A 17547-nucleotide genomic window follows, 5' to 3' on the forward strand; every position below is an offset into this window, starting at 1 on the left:
GCTTTACTCTCCTTGCGCTAAGCTCTGTGCAAGATACTGTAGCGGGTGCAAAGCCCGCTGCTTAAATCTTTTCGCCTGCGAGCGACATGAAAAGCCAGTCGCCAAGGTTTGCCAACCCGGTTGCGCCAACTGTTCTTGCCAACTCATTTCATACAGCTTTCGACTCGCCTCTTGATGCTCTGCTTCATGGCCATAAGTGCCCGCCATACCGCAACATCCGTTCGCTCGCGTGGTCAACTCCAGACCAAATTGCGCAAATACGGTGTGCCACTGTTTGGCAGCTGTTGCGAGCGCGGTTTGCTCGGTACAGTGCGTCAATAACTGCAGTGATGCTGGCGTAGGTGCCAACTGCACTTTAGCGAAGGTTTCATCAGCACAGACTTGCAACAACCACTGTTGTGGCAACCGCACCTCAAAACTGAGCGGCTGCGAACTATAGCGACGATACTCGTCCTGGTAACACAAACTCGTGCTGGCATCGAGCCCAACTAAATTCCAGCCTGCATCAGATAACGCCTGCAATTGCGGCCCAACCCGTGCCACGGTAGCGCGGAATTCAGTTAAGAAGCCCTTCACATGCTGGGCTTTACCATTGCCTAAGAACTCCAATAACACTGGCTCAAACCCGAGTACTTGAGCGACCTTTGCAAACGCTTCGACTAACTCAGCCTCATAAAAACTCGTAAACGGGTCTTGCACAATCACCACGGTGCGCGCCTGCTCAAGCTGGGTTGTCTGGAGTAACTCGTTGACGCTCAGCTGTTGCCATGCATGCTGTTGCCAGCGCTGCTGCAGCGTCGGTACAGATAATTTAGGTGCATCCTGATAACCAATCACATGCTTTAACAGCAAGCGACTGAGCGGATTATCACTGAGCAGATTGGCAAGCCGTGGCCATTTCGCTAATTTCGGCGCCAGTCGCTCGACATCACGCACGAGATAATCTTTCAACTTGCGTTTTTCATGCTGCCCATACCAGGCGAGGAATTCTGCTCGAAACGCAGGAACATCAACTTTAACCGGGCATTGGTTGGCACACGCCTTACAGGCTAAGCATTCATCCATTGATTGCTTCACTTGCTGATCAAATTCAGTTAATGGCGCGGCTAAGTTCTGTCCGCCACTGCGCAAGCGCAACCATTCGCGAATTAAACTCGCGCGCCCTTTCGGTGAATAAGCTCGGTTCCCGCTTGCCTTGTAGGATGGACACATGGCTGAATCTGCGGCGTAGTTGAAGCACAGACCATTGCCGTTGCAATCCAAGGCATGTTGGTAAGGACTATTCGGCTCAACCTCGATGGCGCGATCAAAATCCCCCCGCTTCACCGCATCGACCGATACTAATTGCTCTTGCGAACCAAATGGCGTGCACAATTTACCGGGATTAAGACGATTTTCTGGATCAAAAGCAGCTTTAATCTTTTGGATCTCTGGATAAAGCTCTTGGCCAAAGAATTTTGGCGCATATTCCGAGCGATACCCTTTGCCGTGCTCACCCCACATCAAACCGCCATATTTAGCGGTTAATTCGGCCACTTGGTCGCTGATCTGACGCAGCAATTGCTGATCACTCGGAGCTTTCATATCGAGTGCGGGGCGCACGTGCAGCACCCCTGCATCAACGTGCCCAAACATCCCATAGTGAAGTTGATGTTGATCAAGAATTGCCCGAAATTCAGTAATGAAATCCGCCAATTTTTCAGGAGGAACCGCGGTATCTTCTGCAAAGGCTATCGGTTTACGGGCACCTTTCGTTGCACCAAGCAAACCCACTGCTTTTTTGCGCATGGCGTAAATGGTCTGAATACTGCTCGGCTCGCGACAAATTTGATAGCCAATGACGCCCTGCTCTGGCTTAGTTTGAATCAACTCATCAAGCGCCTGGCATAAGCGACTGAGCTTCTGCTCAATTTCGTCGGCGGCAGTTGCGGTGAACTCAACCATGTTAATGCCATTCATGGTTTGCCCTGGTACTTCGGCGAGGTGTTGTTCAACCTGATGCCAAATAATATCGTTGCGGGCTAAATCAAGGACATTGCTATCAATCGTTTCAACTGAGGTCGCCTCAGCTTTGACCAGAAAAGGTGCATTGCGGAGGGCAGCTTGAAAGTCAGAGTATTTTACGTTCACCAGTACTTTGAACTTGGGCAGTGCGGTCAAATTTAGACGCGCCCGAGTAATAACAGCGAGTGTCCCTTCTGAGCCAGCCAGCAGCCGTGCAATATTGATCGTTTGCCGTTGCGGATCATAAGCATGCTTAAGATCATAACCGGTCAAAAAACGGTTCAACGGCGGAAACTTTTCCGCGATCGCGTCTCGCTTACCAATACATGTTTGGATGACTTGCCGGTAAATCGCCCCTTCTAGATTCGCTTGTTCAGCTTTTGCGCTAGCCTCAGCAACACTCATCTCATAAGCTTCAAGCAGTTCGCCATTGCTCAGAACGGCCGTCAAAGCAAGGATATGATCACTGGTTTTGCCATAAACCAGTGAGCCTTGTCCTGATGCATCAGTATTGATCATGCCACCAATTGTGGCGCGATTACTGGTCGAGAGATCGGGTGAGAAAAATAATCCGGCATCACGCACGGCGTCGTTGAGCTGGTCTTTAACCACGCCGGTCTCACATTCAACCCATGCTTGTTTAGCATTTAATTCGCCAATTTGGCGCATGTGCCGACTCAGGTCGATGACGATACCTGCGGTTAGACTTTGTCCGTTGGTGCCCGTACCGCCGCCGCGAGGGCTGAAGCGAACGCCTTGATAGGCATCTTGTTGAGCAAGTTGCAATGCGGTAACGACATCTTGAGTATGACGAGGATATAGAACCGCTTGCGGTAACTGCTGGTAGATTGAATTATCCGTTGCAGCAATCAGGCGACCGGCATAAGTCCAATCTATCTCCCCGCTAAAAGCGGATTCAGAGAGGGCCGACAGATACCTTTGGTACTGCAAATGAAGTGCGGCTGGCGCTGCCGTCGCGCCAGCCTGAATCAAGCTCTGCTCAGCCATGATGCTCCGCTAGATACAACCAAGTTTCTAATACGGTATCAGGGTTTAATGAGACCGAATCAATGCCTTGTTCAACCAACCAAGCCGCAAAATCAGCATGGTCAGAAGGTCCTTGCCCACAGATACCGACGTATTTCCCTTTCTTCTTGGCCGCTTGAATAGCCATAGCCAGCAGCGCCTTAACCGCCTCATTGCGCTCGTCAAAGAGGTGCGCGATTACACCTGAGTCACGGTCAAGGCCAAGAGTTAACTGGGTTAAATCGTTCGAGCCAATTGAGAAACCGTCAAAAATATCAAGGAACTGTTCCGCTAGCACTGCGTTCGATGGCAGTTCACACATCATGATAACGCGCAGACCGTTCTCGCCCTGCTTCAGGCCCTGCTCACGCAGTAGCTCGATGACCTGACGTCCTTCCTCAAGGGTCCGTACAAATGGAATCATGACTTCGACATTGGTCAGTCCCATATCATTACGAACACGCTTAATGGCTTCACATTCGAGCGCAAAACAATCTCGGAACTCCTCCGAGATATAACGCGACGCTCCACGGAAACCGAGCATTGGGTTCTCTTCGTGTGGCTCATACTGTTGACCACCGACTAAGTTTGCATATTCGTTCGATTTAAAATCGGACATACGCACAATCACCCGCTCTGGAGAGAATGCCGCGGCAAGGGTTGCAATACCCTCAGTCAGTTTGGTGATGTAGTATTCGCGCGGTGATTCATATCCAGCGATATACTCAGCGATTTGTTCCTGCAGGGCCGGAGCTTGTTGCTCAAAGTTCAGCAACGCCTTCGGGTGCACACCGATCATCCGGTTAATAATAAACTCCAACCGCGCCAAACCAATCCCAGCATGCGGTAATTGAGCGAAATCAAAGGCGCGATCAGGGTTACCCACGTTCATCATAATTTTAAGCGGCAATGCTGGCATATCGCCTACATCAGATTCGGTCACTTCAAAGTCGAGCGCACCTTTATAAATTAGGCCGGTATCCCCCTCCGCACAGGAAACGGTCACCGCCTCATTCGCTTTGATTTTATCCGTTGCATCGCCACAACCGACGACAGCTGGGATCCCCAGCTCACGCGCGATAATCGCCGCATGACAGGTGCGACCGCCGCGATTGGTCACAATCGCCGCCGCTCGTTTCATAATCGGTTCCCAGTCTGGGTCAGTCATGTCAGTGACCAACACGTCACCTGGCTGGACCTGATTCATTTCAGAAATATCATTGAGGACTCGCGCAACACCGGCACCAATACGTTGCCCAATCGCACGTCCGGTTACAATCACATCTGAATGTTGTTTCAAGGCATAGCGCTCGAGCGCTTGGCCAGATTTATTCGACTGCACGGTTTCAGGACGTGCCTGGACGATATAGAGTTGCCCATCGATACCGTCCTTTGCCCACTCAATGTCCATTGGACGGCCATAATGCTGCTCAATAATCACAGCTTGCTTGGCGAGTGCCTCAACTTCAGCATCGGTAATCGAGAACTTGCGACTCTGTTCTGGTGCAATATCGACAATTTTGGTTTGTTGACCATGCTCAGTGCTATCGGCATACACCATTTCGATCTTTTTACTGCCGAGATTACGGCGCAATACCGCTGGACGTCCTGCTTTGAGTGTTGGCTTGTGGACATAAAACTCATCAGGGTTAACGGCCCCCTGCACCACCATTTCGCCAAGCCCGTATGACGAAGTAATAAACACCACATCCTCAAAACCAGATTCGGTATCAATGCTGAACATGACCCCTGATGATGCGATATCACTGCGCACCATCCGCTGCACCCCAGCAGACAAGGCTACACCGCGATGGTCATAGCCTTGGTGCACACGATAGGAGATCGCGCGATCGTTAAAGAGTGAAGCAAAAACGTGTTTGATCGCTTCCATAATGGCATCAATACCGCGCACATTAAGGAAGGTTTCTTGTTGTCCCGCGAAAGATGCATCAGGCATATCTTCGGCGGTGGCCGATGAGCGCACTGCAAAGCTTACCTCCGTATTGCCGCCGCTAAGTTTTTCGTAGGCGCTGCGGATTTCGGCATCAAGTTTTGGCGTGAAAGGCGTATCGATAACCCATTGCCGAATGGTTTTCCCTGCCGCGGCAAGCGCATCAACATCGTCAACATCAAGGGCATCAAGCAAATCATGAATTTTGTCATTCATCCCACTTTGTTCGAGAAATTCATTAAAGGCTTCTGCAGTCGTTGCAAAACCATTTGGAACCACGACTCCGGCTCCCGACAAGTTACTGATCATTTCGCCAAGCGAAGCGTTCTTACCGCCCACTCGGTTGACATCATTCATCCCTAATTCGTCATACCAAAGTACGTAATCTTGCACAGAATTTTCCACAGTCGCATCCTCGTTAGGTTAAATCCTCGACCATTTTACACATTGGCCCCCAACAAGTTAATATCAAACCCTGATTTTAAAGGAAACTTTCATGCGCACTGTATTTTATATTTCAGATGGCACCGCTTTGACCGCAGAAGCATTTGGTAAAGCCATGCTATCCATGTTCCCACTTAAAGTTGAACATAAGACCCTTGCCTTCATCGATAGCCAAGAAAAAGCCGAAACAGCGGTTCGGCGAATTAACGAGGCCTACGAGAAATCAGGCGAACGCCCGATTATTTTCCATACCTTTGTAAGTGTCGAAATTAAGCGCGTGATTACCCAAAGTGCTGGCAGTTGCTATGATTTTCTCGATTATTTTGTCGCCCCACTTAGCCAAGAGCTTGGTATTCCGGCACAACCGAAAACCAACCTTACCCACGGTATTCAAGAAAATTATGATTTCCGCATCGAAGCAATCAATTACACCCTTGCTAATGACGATGGCAGTAATATTTCCGACTACGATGAGGCCGATATTATTTTGATTGGGGTTTCTCGTACCGGGAAAACACCCAGCAGCTTATATTTAGCGCTGCAATACGGAATTAAAGCGGCAAATTATCCAATTACCGATGATGATGATTTTGAGAAGTTACAGCTGCCGAAAATACTCAAACCATATCGTCACAAGCTGTTCGGTTTAACGCTCGAACCGCAACGTTTACATGAAATCCGCAGCAAACGGCGTGAAGGGAGTCGCTACGCATCTATGCAGCAATGTCGATTCGAACTACAGGCGGTAGAAGCCATGTATCGACGTGAAGCGATTCCCTTTCTAGATAGTACGCGTTTCTCAGTAGAGGAAATTGCCGCCAAGATCCTTAACGAAACGAACCTTGAACGGCATTGTTACTAGGCTCTAAGACGCGTGTTTGGCGTCAGTGCTTTCAAAAATTTTATCTGCAGAAGCGGCAACAAAACCACTATAGAGTTTGTTTGGCGCTTCTTCATAGCGCTTGGCAAACTCGTAAAAGCAGCTAGGAATGCGTTTCTCGGTATCACTGAAGCGCACCACGGTCTGATCTGCTAGGGTCGAAGACTGCTCTAAAAGAACCTCTTTCGAGCCTTTGATTTCACCACCTGAGGTGTTTAGGCGGAAGCCTTCTTGCTTCAACTTTTCGTTCACTTGCTCTAAGTGCTCAAAGCCCGGCAAATGATTCACGCTGACAGTGAAGTGATTAGCGCGGAAACCAAAAGCCGCCAACCAGGCTGCATATTCGCTTTCGGCTAATAAGCTCTGATAATCGGCACTACTGATTTGCCAGTGCGTTCCTGAGTACAAGATATTTGATTTTTCAACCGCACTTGCACTCACCTGGCTCACCAATTGATGCACAATTTTTTGCAACTTATCTGAGAATTCTTCGACCAACAGCTCACTGATAAAGATTTTTGGTAACGCTGGATCGCTGTGCTCGTAATGCTTTGCGACCAACTTTTTCTGTTCGAATTGATAATCGCCTTTCGCTTCATAACCCATGGTTTCAAAGTGCGCAGCGAGGCGCTCTAAATTAACAGGGGCGATGTTAAACGTACGAAACGCGACGTGGTCATTGATAATTGGGGCACCACCACCGAGTACCTGATGGATTTTAGCCGCCGATGGCGTGTGCTGAATATAATCATGCCAAAGGTTCTCGAAAAACTGCTGTACTTGCTGTGACATATACTACTAAACCTCGAAAATGTCGGATTAACCTCGGCCCTGACGTGCTTCTGCAAGCGAATCAGCAACCAAGAAGGCGAGTTCTAATACTTGATCCACGTTTAGGCGTGGATCGCATTGAGTCAGGTAACGCTGAGTCAGGTCGGCTTCAGCGATCTGGTAAGCCCCCCCTGTGCACTCAGTGACGTTTTCCCCAGTCATTTCCAAATGCACACCACCAGGGTGAGTTCCTTCTGCTTGATGGACCGCAAAGAATTGCCGTAATTCACGATGAATGGCATCGAAATTGCGGGTTTTCAAACCGTTTTCGGCCTTGACGGTATTCCCATGCATAGGGTCACTTGACCACACTACATGGCGTCCTTCAGCTTTGACGCGGCGAACCAGAGCCGGCAATTTTTCAGCTAGGTTATCTGCACCCATACGCGTAATTAAGGTCAAGCGTCCAGCATCATTGTCTGGATTGAGCGCGTCAATGAGGTGAATTAATTCATCAGCGCTCGTCGTTGGGCCAATTTTGACCCCGATCGGGTTATGAATACCGCGCATAAACTCCACGTGAGCGTGGTCGAGTTGCCGCGTCCGTTCACCAATCCAGACCATATGCGCCGAACAATCGTAGGGTAAGCCCGTTAATGTATCGATACGAGTCAGAGCCTCTTCATACGGCAGTAATAACGCTTCGTGGCTAGTAAATAGCTGGGTCTCATGAATGGTCGCATTGGTTTCAGCGGTGATCCCGAGCACTTCCATAAACTTCAAAGCCGACTGAATTTGCTCGGCAACCTCTTGGTACTTTGCTTTTAGCGGGTTCGCTTCAACAAAGCTCATGTTCCATTTATGGACTTTGTGCAAATCAGCTAAGCCACCTTGGGCAAAGGCTCGAAGTAAGTTGAGAGTAGCCGCTGAATGATGGTAAGCACGAATCATTCGCTCAGGATCGGGAATCCGTGCGGACTCGTCAAACTCCACGCCGTTGATGATATCGCCACGATATGCCGGCAGACTCACGCCATTTTGTTGCTCTAAGTCACTCGAGCGGGGCTTAGCGTACTGCCCTGCCATCCGCGCTACTTTTGTGACTGGACAAGAGCCGGCGAAGGTCAGGACTATCGCCATTTGCAAAATGACTTTGAAGGTGTCGCGTATCTTAGGGGCATTGAAGTCGTTAAAGGATTCGGCACAATCACCCCCTTGCAACAAGAAACCGCGCCCTTGGCTCACTTGCGCGAGCTGCTTCCGCAAGGCACGGATCTCTTCTGCAAAAACGAGTGGCGGAAACTGCTTAAGTTGTTGTTCAACCTGCTCTAACTGCTGCTTTGATTGATATTGCGGTTGCTGTTGTATCGGCTTCTCGCGCCAGCTCCGCACTTGCCACTCTTTCATACCACTTCCTAACGCCAAAATTAGGCCCGTAATATACCTAATTTTGGCTTTTTTTACAATCCATTAACGCAGTTTTTGCAAGGCTGAAATGCGCTCTTCAAGGGGCGGATGACTGAGAAATAATTGACTGGCACGACGCTTGCCATGAATCCCAAAAGCCATCATAGTGCCATCAAGTTCAGAGTCTTGATTCGTTTGCAGACGACGCAGCGCAGCGATCATTTTATCCGCACCTACCAGCCGCGCAGAGCCGGCATCGGCACGAAATTCGCGCTGACGTGAGAACCACATGACAATTATGCTCGCCAACACACCAAAGACGATCTCGAGCAGCATGACGATTCCAAAATAGGCGAACCCACCCCCGCCTTGCTGGCTATTGTTACCCCGCAGCGCATTATTAATCACCCCCGCGAGTACCCGAGCCAAGAAAATAACAAAGGTGTTCACGACCCCTTGAATCAAGGTTAACGTCACCATATCACCATTCGCAATATGGCTCACTTCGTGCGCCAATACCGCTTCGACTTCATCGGCGTTCATTTGCTGCAATAGCCCCGTACTCACGGCGACGAGCGAATTTTTTTTACTTGCTCCGGTGGCGAATGCATTGGCATCGGCTCCATGATAAATCGCCACTTCTGGCATCGGGATACCTGCCAACCGAGCCTGTCGAGCAACGGTATCTAGCAACCAACGTTCAGTGCTATTGCGTGGCTGTTTAATGACTTCACCTCGCACTGAACGTAGTGCCAACCATTTCGACATCCACAAAGAGATAAACGCACCGCCAAAGCCAAATAGCGCGGCAAACACCAATAAGGTTTGATATTGATTTGGAGCAACGCCTAATGCCGGTAAAATGAGGTTCATGACCACCCCAAAAACCACCAAGATTGCTAAGTTCGTCACTAAAAACAGACCGATTCGTAACACCGCCAGATCCTCACTCAAATAGACTTTCTACGATATGGGGTGCGGTAACATTTAGATCAAGTTAGCTCTGTAAATTAGTTGATTCCTTGATATTCTGATACAGCAACGATTGGATGGCTTAAACACGGAGTAAGAGATGGCCCCTTCACTGTTATTAATGAGTAGCTCTCGCGTCAACGATAGCGAGTATCTGCAAGCTTATGCTGAGTTTATTAAAGGTCATTTTGACGCAGCGCAAGAGGTGCTCTTTATTCCATATGCGGGTGTAACCATGGATTACGATACGTATACTGCCCGAGTACAGCAGGCACTAGCGGCCTATGACATCCGTATCAAAGGCTTGCATACCGCGAACGATCCGCAAGCAGAAATTCGCTCTGCTGAGGGCATTTTAGTCGGCGGTGGGAATACCTTTCGCTTATTGCAACAGCTCTATCATTACGACCTGCTGGCTGAGATCCAAGCCAAAGTGAAACAGGGCTGCCCCTATGCCGGTTGGAGTGCTGGCGCAAATATCGCAGGCTTAACCATCCGCACCACCAACGATATGCCGATCGTTGAGCCACCAAGTTTTCGTGCCCTTGAGCTGGTGCCGTTACAGCTCAATCCACATTATGTTGATGTACATCCGCCTGGATTCCATGGCGAGACCCGCGCGCAGCGTTTAGCCGAATATATGACCCTACACCCCGGCACCCCAGTCCTCGCGTTACGCGAAGGTGCCCTGCTAGAAGTCAGCGCAAGCGCACAAGTGATACATTGCTGTACAGGTGTGAATGGCAGCGATCCTGCCTTTTTATTCCGTGCCGGAACTCAAACGCCGTTGCCGGCAGGCACGGATTTGAACAAATTAGTATAACCACGCTGCTCAATCGCTGCAGTGTCAGTGCAACCGTGCGCCAATTCAAGCAATAGTTCTGCGTTGGCACGTTGGCGAAATGCTGCTTTGAGGAACTCAAGGTTTTCGGTGTAATTCAGCATCCGCTGTGGGCTCGGTTCCGACGCGATCCAGCCTGCTACAATCAGGCCTCGGCGCAAAATATCTGTTAATGTTAACAGCGCATGATTTAAACAGCCCAGTTGCATCCGCACCACAACAATCACCGGGAGGTTTAACTGCTCAATCACATCTGCCAGGGTTTCTTGTTGATTGAGCGGCAGGAGCCAGCCTCCCGCTCCTTCAATCAGCAAGCCCGCTTGCTGTTGTTGCGCACGCTGTTTTTGCTCAGTCAGTATGTTTCGCAGTAACGCTGCTGATAACTCACGCCCCTCTTGTTGTGCAGCAATATGAGGTGCGATGGGTTGTTGAAAACAGAGCGGATTAAGCCACTCATATGGCCATTGCAGCGGGTTTGCATTCGCCAGCTTGAGCGCATCGTCATTCACTTTTTGTGGATGCTCTGATTTATCTTCATTTATAGCTCGTGAACCACTTGCGATAGGTTTCGTCGCTAGCCATGTATGACCATGATAGGATAATGATTTTATTAGCTTTTCTGTCGCAAACGTCTTGCCTGCATCGGTATCTGTACCTGTTACAAAAATACAATCATACTTGCGCTTATGTAAACTCATAAAACCCCTATTTTAGCCTTCACCGCAATCACAATTCCGATATTCCAATGCAATACTAAGTTTTCATCCACGTCTCGGTGCTGCAATAACGCCTGCTCTAATTTCTGATACCAGCTGCGACCACGCAGACCTTGCTTTGGATACTCACTCAAGCTCGCCCCAACCCCCTTGACACTATCAAGTAAGCCTCGACAATCGCGATGTCGAGTTGTAAGCGGCCGGGGCGCACTGAATGTAATCTGCCACCCTGCTTCGCTAAGCCAATCGTGGTACTGCGTTAACGTAGCTTGTCGATTCGCCCTTGGTTGGCCATCAAGCGCCTGCACAATGCGTGCTAAAGGTTGCATCGAATTTGGTAGTACCACTGTGAATGCTAAGACGCCATTGGCAGCGCTAACCCGGGCTAACTCATGAAACAGGTTTGCGGGTTGATTCGCCCATTGCAGCGATAAATTCGCAAACATTAGATCAAAGCTCTCAGAAGCAAATGGCAATTGCTCCATATCACCGCGACAAAACAAGCCATTGTGGTGACTGCGCTTTGCCTCTAGGAGCATTTGCGGGGCTAAATCGATGCCAATATAGGTATCACAGCGCTGTTTTAAAGCCTCAGTAAATGGGCCCGGGCCACAACCAATATCGACTCCAGCTTGATACGAACGGATTGGCAACTGCCCCAATAATGCTTCGCCAGTTTGTTGTTGTAACGCTGCATGGTTCAAATAGCCGGCTGCAGCCTTCGAGAACTTATGCGCAACCAATCGCTTGTCATAGCGCAGTGCGGCAGCTTGAGGATCAGTCGATAACAGCACGCAGCGCCTCCACTAAGTCGCGAATTGCCTCAGCGTCATGTATGGCAGATATGGTGATGCGCAGGCGTGAGGTATGCTCAGGCACCGTTGGTGGACGAATTGCCTGCACCCGCATGTTCTGTTGCGCTAAGCGTTCGGTGATCTTAACTGTGATTTGCGGACAGCCCACTGGTACCCACTGGATCGGACTAGTTGCCGCAGCCGGAGTTGCGATGCCATGTTGTTGGCAGAGCTGCTGATAGTAACCAATATTATCCTGCAAACGCTGGCGCAAAACGCGCCCCTCTGCGCTGCGCACCAGCTCAATAGCCGCGCTTACCGCTGCCGCTTGGGCCGGACTTATCGCGGTCGAATAGATGAAATCTCGACAGTAATTCACCAGGTAATCCGCAACCACTTCTTCGCATAGAAGCGCCGCACCATTGCTGCCCAGTGCTTTACCGAAGGTCACCGTACAAAAATCGACTTCGGCTTGACTCAGCTGGCCACAAATACTGCGGCCATCATCACCGCTCACACCAATCCCATGGGCATCATCAACCCATACATCGAGCTGACTCGCCTTGCGCTTAAGCGCTCCCAGTTGGCGCCAATCCAGTTCATCACCATCCATTGAATAACGACTCTCAAGCAGCACCAATTGTGCTTGATCGGAAGCAGCGACACGCTCAGTTAAGCTATCGAACGCTTGATGTGGAAAGCGCTTCAGCTTATGGCTACCGTAGCAAGAAGCATGGATTAGACGATCCGCATGAATCACGCTGTAGTGCCCGCCAAGAGCTCTCAATACGCCCTGATTACAAGCAAAACCGGAACTAAATAACAACGCTCGGTCGCGCTCTAACCATTCGGCTAACTGCTTGGATAAATAAGCCTGCGGCGCTTGCCAACCACTTAATAGGGGCGAGGCACAGCCACCGACACCATATTCATTTGCGGCTTGACGAAACGCCGCTCGCACCATCGGGTGCTGACTTAAACCCAGGTAATCATTGAGGCTAAAGTCGCTACTGCGTTGGGATAGTTCAGATTGCCGCAACGACCGCCGCAGCCCGCTATGTTCGCGAGCCGCTAATGCTTGCTGCAATTTCGCCGAGATAGACGCCACTCGAGATTGTCCTAAGCTGGATAGTACAGCGTCGATTGCTGCTCAGCAGTGATCGCATCGGCAATCGCTTGCGCATGGGTCTCGTCACTAAACCCTTGGGTTTGACTTGGCTGCAAGTCGAGCCGTCTAAACAGCGCTTGATCACGCTCAAGTGCAGGATTATCGGTGGTAAGCAGCCGCTCACCGTAAAATATCGAGTTCGCACCAGCCATAAAGCAAAGCGCTTGGGTGCTATCGTCCATGGTTTCGCGACCAGCTGATAAGCGTACAGTACTCGCTGGCATCACAATTCGTGCAACTGCAATGGTGCGGATAAATTCAAACGGATCAAGATCCTCCCCCTGCGCCAGCGGTGTGCCCTCTACTCGAACCAGCATATTAATCGGAACACTCTCAGGATGTTTGGGTAAGTTAGCGAGCTGCTGCAGCAAACTGGCGCGATCGCGGCGCGCCTCACCCATACCGACAATTCCTCCAGCACAGACTTTCATTCCGGCATCAAGCACATGCTCTAGGGTCGCCAATCGGTCCTCGTAGGTGCGGGTGGTGATAATATCGCCGTAAAATTCGGGTGAGGTATCCAGATTATGATTGTAATAATCAAGCCCCGCTTGCTTTAACGCAGCAGCCTGGGGCGCACTCAGCATCCCTAGGGTCATGCAGGTTTCTAAACCCAAGGCTTTAACTCCCTGAATCATTTCAATCAAATACGGCATATCGCGATCTTTGGGATTGCGCCACGCAGCGCCCATACAAAAGCGGCTGGCGCCCTGCGCTGCTGCCGCTTGCGCTTCCTCAAGGACCCGCTCAACCGCGAGCAGACGTTCGCGCTCAACATCGGTACGATAGTGCGCCGACTGCGGACAATATTTGCAATCTTCCGGGCATGCACCTGTTTTAATCGATAACAAGGTGCTTATTTGCACTTCGTTGGCAGTAAAGTTTTCTCGATGCACCTGTTGCGCATGGCTAACAAGGTCTAAAAAGGGCTGTGCAAAGAGGGCTTCTATTTCTTCGATCGACCAATCGTGACGAATACTAGCGGAATGTTCAGTTGTCATAAGGTGCTCGCGGTTAAATGTGACTCGACTAGGCTAGTTCGATTGATTAGACTGTCAACATTTTATAGCTCGCATTAGTTTACGTCTGGCTATTTATTAATCACCTTTTCAGCATGTCGGAGCTCTTTTGCAGGAATTCAATGATTTAGACCAAGCATTAGCCTTTGATCGGGAACATGTATGGCACCCCTACACGTCTTTTCGCGAGCCTTTGCCCACCTATATGGTTACCGGCGCAGAAGGCTGTGAACTGATGCTCGCCGATGGCAAGCGCTTAATCGATGGCATGTCCTCTTGGTGGGCGGCTATTCATGGCTACAATCACCCCGCTTTAAACGCAGCCGCAACAGCACAGCTGCAACGTGTGAGTCACGTGATGTTTGGCGGAATTACGCATGAACCTGCGCTTGGTTTGACGAAGCGCTTGCTAGAGATGACGCCGGCGCCGCTGCAACGGGTATTTTTAGCAGACTCAGGCTCAGTCGCAATTGAAGTTGCCATTAAGATGGCGGTGCAATACTGGGCTGCGCAAGATAAACCCCAAAAGAATCGCCTGGCTACGATTCGGGGCGGCTATCATGGCGATACGTTCGCGGCCATGTCGGTCTGTGATCCGGTGAATGGCATGCATGCGCTATTTCGAGGCAGTTTGCGCGAGCAATTGTTTGTTGATAAACCAAGCACTGCCTTTAACCAAGCATGGGATCCTGCTGATCTTGACCAACTTGAACAGCTGTTGAACCAACACCATGGGCAATTGGCAGCACTTATCCTCGAACCGATCGTGCAAGGCGCCGGCGGTATGCGCTTTTATCATCCGCAATTTCTAGCAGGTGCTAAGCAACTCTGTGAACAATACGATATTTTGCTAATTGCTGATGAGATAGCGACGGGATTTGGTCGCACCGGGAAGTTATTTGCCGTCGAATGGGCCAATGTCTGCCCCGATATCTTGTGCCTTGGTAAAGCCCTGACTGGGGGCTATCTTACCCAAGCCGCTGTGATCACGACCGCTGCAGTAGCCGACCAAATTAGTGCGGGACCCGCTGGCGGCACCTTTATGCACGGCCCTACTTTTATGGGGAATCCCCTCGCCTGTGCGATCGCCAGCGCCAGCATCGACCTGCTGTTAGCCAGCCCATGGCAACAGAGGGTCCAGCAGATTGCCGCTCAACTCGAGCGAGAGCTGGCCCCCGCAGCGTCGTTCCCGTGTGTTGCTGAGGTTCGCGTACTCGGTGCGATTGGTGTCATAGAGCTCAAGCACGGCGTGGATGTCGCTAAATTTCAAGCTGAGTGCGTGCGCCGTGGCGTTTGGATTCGCCCCTTTGGTCGTTTGGTCTATGTGATGCCTCCTTATGTTATCTCGGCAGAACAACTGTCACAGCTTACCCAAGCCATGTGTGCAATCTGCGCAGAACTCTGATCAGAACTCTGATCAGATCTATGCCCAGATCTATGAATTTCGCTTGAGTTGTGAGCAAACCGAGGTAACATAGCGACTTCTTCTATCAATCATTGAGCTAGAGTCAGTTTTAGGGAGTTCTCAGGCACATGTCCTTTGTTACGGTTAGCGATGTTTTAGCGGGTAAAGTTAGCGTAGGTACAACAGTGACCGTTCGCGGTTGGGTTCGTACCCGACGCGACTCAAAAGCGGGTATCTCGTTTATTAATATCCATGACGGGTCATGTTTTGATCCGGTCCAAGCCGTGGTTGAAAATTCACTCCCTAATTACTCGTCTGAAGTGCTCCACCTCACAACAGGTTGCAGCCTAGCGGTAACCGGCACCGTGGTTGAATCAGCGGGTAAAGGGCAAGCCTTTGAGATTCAAGCAACGACGGTTGAAGTGCTCGGGTTTGTGGAAGATCCTGATACCTACCCTATGGCGCCCAAGCGGCATTCTATGGAATACCTGCGCGAGCATGCGCATCTGCGGGCGCGCACCAACGTGACCGGTGCAGTGATGCGGGTTCGTAACTGCCTCGCCCAAGCAATTCACCGCTTCTTTCATGAGCGCGGTTATTTCTGGGTTGCGACGCCAATTATTACCGCCTCTGATGCAGAAGGTGCTGGCGAACTCTTTCGGGTCTCGACCCTCGACTTGTTGAATGTGCCAAAAACCGAGCAAGGTGAGGTTGACTTTAAACAGGATTTCTTTGGTAAAGAAGCCTTTCTAACGGTTTCAGGTCAGCTTAATGCGGAAACCTATGCATGTGCGCTGAGCAAGGTTTATACCTTCGGACCCACGTTCCGCGCCGAAAACTCAAACACCAGTCGGCACTTGGCTGAATTCTGGATGGTTGAGCCAGAAGTTGCCTTCGCTGATCTAAATGATATCGCCCATCTCGCTGAAGATATGCTGAAATACTGTATTAATGCCGTTTTAACGGAACGTGCCGACGACATGGCCTTCTTTGCCCAGCGTATCGACCCAACCGTTATCGAGCGTTTACAGCACGTGGTGAGCAATGACTTCGTCCATATGGATTACACCGACGCCGTTGAAATTTTGCAAAACTGCGGCAAGAAGTTCGAATACCCGGTAAGTTGGGGTACCGACTTGCAGTCTGAGCACGAACGTTATTTGGCGGAAGAGCATGTCGGCGCGCCTGTTGTGCTGAAAAACTATCCGCGCGACATCAAAGCATTTTATATGCGTCAAAATGACGATGGTAAAACCGTAGCAGCTATGGATATCTTGGCCCCAGGTATCGGTGAAATTGTCGGCGGCAGCGCCCGTGAAGAGCGCCTTGATAAGTTTGATCAGCGCTTAGCCGAACTTGGTATGGATCCAGAAGATTACGGTTGGTATCGTGATTTACGCCGCTACGGTACCGTTCCACACGCTGGCTTTGGCCTTGGTTTCGAGCGCTTAGTGAGTTACGTGACTGGAATGACCAACATCCGTGATGTGATTCCATTCCCTCGGGCACCGAAGTCCGCTGATTTTTAAGTTTTCAAAAAGGAGCCGCAAGGCTCCTTTTTTAATCGGTGTAATAACTCACCTTAGTACTTAAATCTTTACTTGGCTTTATCGGCGTGGGTAGCGCTGGCGTACCGACATAAAGAAAGCCGATAATGGCATCGTCAGATCCACAACCAAGCTGCTCCGCAACGTACTCATCTTCCGCCAACCAACCGGTTCGCCAAATTGCCCCAAGCCCCTGCGCGAACGCGGCCTGCTGCAATAATAAGGTGGCACAAGCAGCACTTGCGGCCTGCTCTTCACGCGGCACTTTATCGTTATCCTGATAGCGAAGGCATACCGCGATGACCATAGGCGCACGCTTTGGCAGTTGCTGTGCGCGCTCTTGTTGCAGTTCTGGCATCCCTTGCATGGCCGCTGCCTCGGCGAAAATTTCCGCTAATTTATCAACCCCTTTGCCGCTAAAAACGGAAAAATGGTAAGGCTGCAAGCTCATATGATCAGGCGCTCGTGCGGCGGCTTGCAACATCAGTTCGAGCTGCTCTGGAGTTGGGCCTGGACTGACAAGACGAGGCATTGATGAGCGCGTAAGTAAAAGTTCTAAAGCATCCATGAATCAATCCCTAACAGTTTGTAGCAGCGCTGGA

At 50.4% G+C, this 17547-nt stretch carries 14 protein-coding genes; 4 read left to right on the top strand and 10 right to left on the bottom strand.

Annotation, left to right across the window (positions count from 1 at the left end):
- Positions 1-3: 3 nt before the first annotated feature.
- Together CWI83_RS02455 and ppsA are read right to left on the bottom strand one after the other, a co-directional pair.
- Entirely contained in the window at positions 4-3012 is a 3009-nt protein-coding gene (locus tag CWI83_RS02455) for an FAD-binding and (Fe-S)-binding domain-containing protein (RefSeq protein ID WP_126825219.1), read from the bottom strand.
- Complete coding sequence (gene ppsA, locus CWI83_RS02460) at positions 3005-5374, bottom strand: phosphoenolpyruvate synthase (protein WP_126826035.1); 2370 nt, start codon at positions 5372-5374, stop codon at positions 3005-3007. The genes CWI83_RS02455 and ppsA overlap by 8 nt, the downstream gene beginning before the upstream one ends.
- 103 nt (positions 5375-5477) lie before the next feature.
- On the opposite strand from ppsA, the gene ppsR reads away from it, so the two are divergent.
- Positions 5478-6287 carry a posphoenolpyruvate synthetase regulatory kinase/phosphorylase PpsR gene (ppsR, locus tag CWI83_RS02465; protein WP_126825222.1) on the top strand — a complete coding sequence of 270 codons (810 nt, stop codon included), beginning with the start codon at positions 5478-5480 and terminating at the stop codon, positions 6285-6287.
- 3 nt (positions 6288-6290) lie between these two features.
- Here ppsR and CWI83_RS02470 read toward each other — a convergent pair whose 3' ends face one another.
- The 3 genes from CWI83_RS02470 to htpX form a co-directional block, all read right to left on the bottom strand.
- Positions 6291-7097: a DUF1338 domain-containing protein gene (locus tag CWI83_RS02470; RefSeq protein ID WP_126825225.1), complete on the bottom strand. Its 807-nt coding sequence runs from the start codon at positions 7095-7097 to the stop codon at positions 6291-6293.
- Positions 7098-7124: 27 nt separating this feature from the next.
- A complete protein-coding gene (locus CWI83_RS02475; protein WP_126825228.1) occupies positions 7125-8483 on the bottom strand; it encodes a class II 3-deoxy-7-phosphoheptulonate synthase in 1359 nt (452 codons plus the stop codon).
- 63 nt (positions 8484-8546) lie between these two features.
- Positions 8547-9419, bottom strand: a complete 873-nt coding sequence (gene htpX, locus CWI83_RS02480) for a protease HtpX (protein ID WP_126825231.1) — start codon at positions 9417-9419, stop codon at positions 8547-8549.
- A gap of 136 nt (positions 9420-9555) precedes the next feature.
- Between htpX and pepE the strand changes: the two genes are divergently transcribed.
- Positions 9556-10278 carry a dipeptidase PepE gene (gene pepE / locus CWI83_RS02485; RefSeq protein ID WP_126825234.1) on the top strand — a complete coding sequence of 241 codons (723 nt, stop codon included), beginning with the start codon at positions 9556-9558 and terminating at the stop codon, positions 10276-10278.
- Here pepE and bioD read toward each other — a convergent pair.
- From bioD to bioB, 4 genes are read right to left on the bottom strand one after another with little or no spacing between them, the layout of a single operon-like run.
- On the bottom strand, positions 10233-10994 hold the full coding sequence (gene bioD, locus CWI83_RS02490) for a dethiobiotin synthase (protein ID WP_126825236.1): 762 nt from the start codon (positions 10992-10994) through the stop codon (positions 10233-10235). The genes pepE and bioD overlap by 46 nt on opposite strands.
- Positions 10991-11806, bottom strand: a complete 816-nt coding sequence (locus CWI83_RS02495; protein WP_126825239.1) for a methyltransferase domain-containing protein — start codon at positions 11804-11806, stop codon at positions 10991-10993. The genes bioD and CWI83_RS02495 overlap by 4 nt, the downstream gene beginning before the upstream one ends.
- Positions 11790-12914, bottom strand: coding sequence for an aminotransferase class I/II-fold pyridoxal phosphate-dependent enzyme (locus tag CWI83_RS02500; RefSeq protein ID WP_126825242.1), 1125 nt, complete (start codon positions 12912-12914; stop codon positions 11790-11792). The genes CWI83_RS02495 and CWI83_RS02500 overlap by 17 nt, the downstream gene beginning before the upstream one ends.
- A gap of 11 nt (positions 12915-12925) precedes the next feature.
- Positions 12926-13975, bottom strand: coding sequence for a biotin synthase BioB (gene bioB / locus CWI83_RS02505; RefSeq protein WP_126825245.1), 1050 nt, complete (start codon positions 13973-13975; stop codon positions 12926-12928).
- A 127-nt stretch (positions 13976-14102) separates the two neighbouring features.
- On the opposite strand from bioB, the gene bioA reads away from it, so the two are divergent.
- Together bioA and asnS are read left to right on the top strand one after the other, a co-directional pair.
- Positions 14103-15398, top strand: coding sequence for an adenosylmethionine--8-amino-7-oxononanoate transaminase (bioA, locus tag CWI83_RS02510; protein ID WP_126825247.1), 1296 nt, complete (start codon positions 14103-14105; stop codon positions 15396-15398).
- Between the two features lie 128 nt (positions 15399-15526).
- Entirely contained in the window at positions 15527-16927 is a 1401-nt protein-coding gene (gene asnS, locus CWI83_RS02515; protein ID WP_126825250.1) for an asparagine--tRNA ligase, read from the top strand.
- Positions 16928-16958: 31 nt separating this feature from the next.
- Here the strand turns inward: asnS and CWI83_RS02520 are convergent, their stop codons facing one another.
- Positions 16959-17513 (bottom strand): NAD(P)H nitroreductase, encoded by a 555-nt coding sequence (locus tag CWI83_RS02520; RefSeq protein ID WP_126825253.1) that lies wholly within the window; start codon positions 17511-17513, stop codon positions 16959-16961.
- Positions 17514-17547 lie beyond the last annotated feature (34 nt).

It is taken from the genome of Pseudidiomarina taiwanensis (assembly GCF_003987435.1).
GTDB lineage: Bacteria > Pseudomonadota > Gammaproteobacteria > Enterobacterales > Alteromonadaceae > Pseudidiomarina > Pseudidiomarina taiwanensis.

Excerpts from the sequence above, each read along its gene's own strand:
- CWI83_RS02455 (WP_126825219.1), bottom strand. The coding sequence starts at position 3,012 with ATGGCTGAGCAGAGCTTGATTCAGGCTGGCGCGACGGCAGCGCCAGCC.
- ppsR (WP_126825222.1), top strand. The coding sequence starts at position 5,478 with ATGCGCACTGTATTTTATATTTCAGATGGCACCGCTTTGACCGCAGAA.
- CWI83_RS02470 (WP_126825225.1), bottom strand. The coding sequence starts at position 7,097 with ATGTCACAGCAAGTACAGCAGTTTTTCGAGAACCTTTGGCATGATTAT.
- CWI83_RS02475 (WP_126825228.1), bottom strand. The coding sequence starts at position 8,483 with ATGAAAGAGTGGCAAGTGCGGAGCTGGCGCGAGAAGCCGATACAACAG.
- pepE (WP_126825234.1), top strand. The coding sequence starts at position 9,556 with ATGGCCCCTTCACTGTTATTAATGAGTAGCTCTCGCGTCAACGATAGC.
- bioD (WP_126825236.1), bottom strand. The coding sequence starts at position 10,994 with ATGAGTTTACATAAGCGCAAGTATGATTGTATTTTTGTAACAGGTACA.
- bioB (WP_126825245.1), bottom strand. The coding sequence starts at position 13,975 with ATGACAACTGAACATTCCGCTAGTATTCGTCACGATTGGTCGATCGAA.
- asnS (WP_126825250.1), top strand. The coding sequence starts at position 15,527 with ATGTCCTTTGTTACGGTTAGCGATGTTTTAGCGGGTAAAGTTAGCGTA.
- CWI83_RS02520 (WP_126825253.1), bottom strand. The coding sequence starts at position 17,513 with ATGGATGCTTTAGAACTTTTACTTACGCGCTCATCAATGCCTCGTCTT.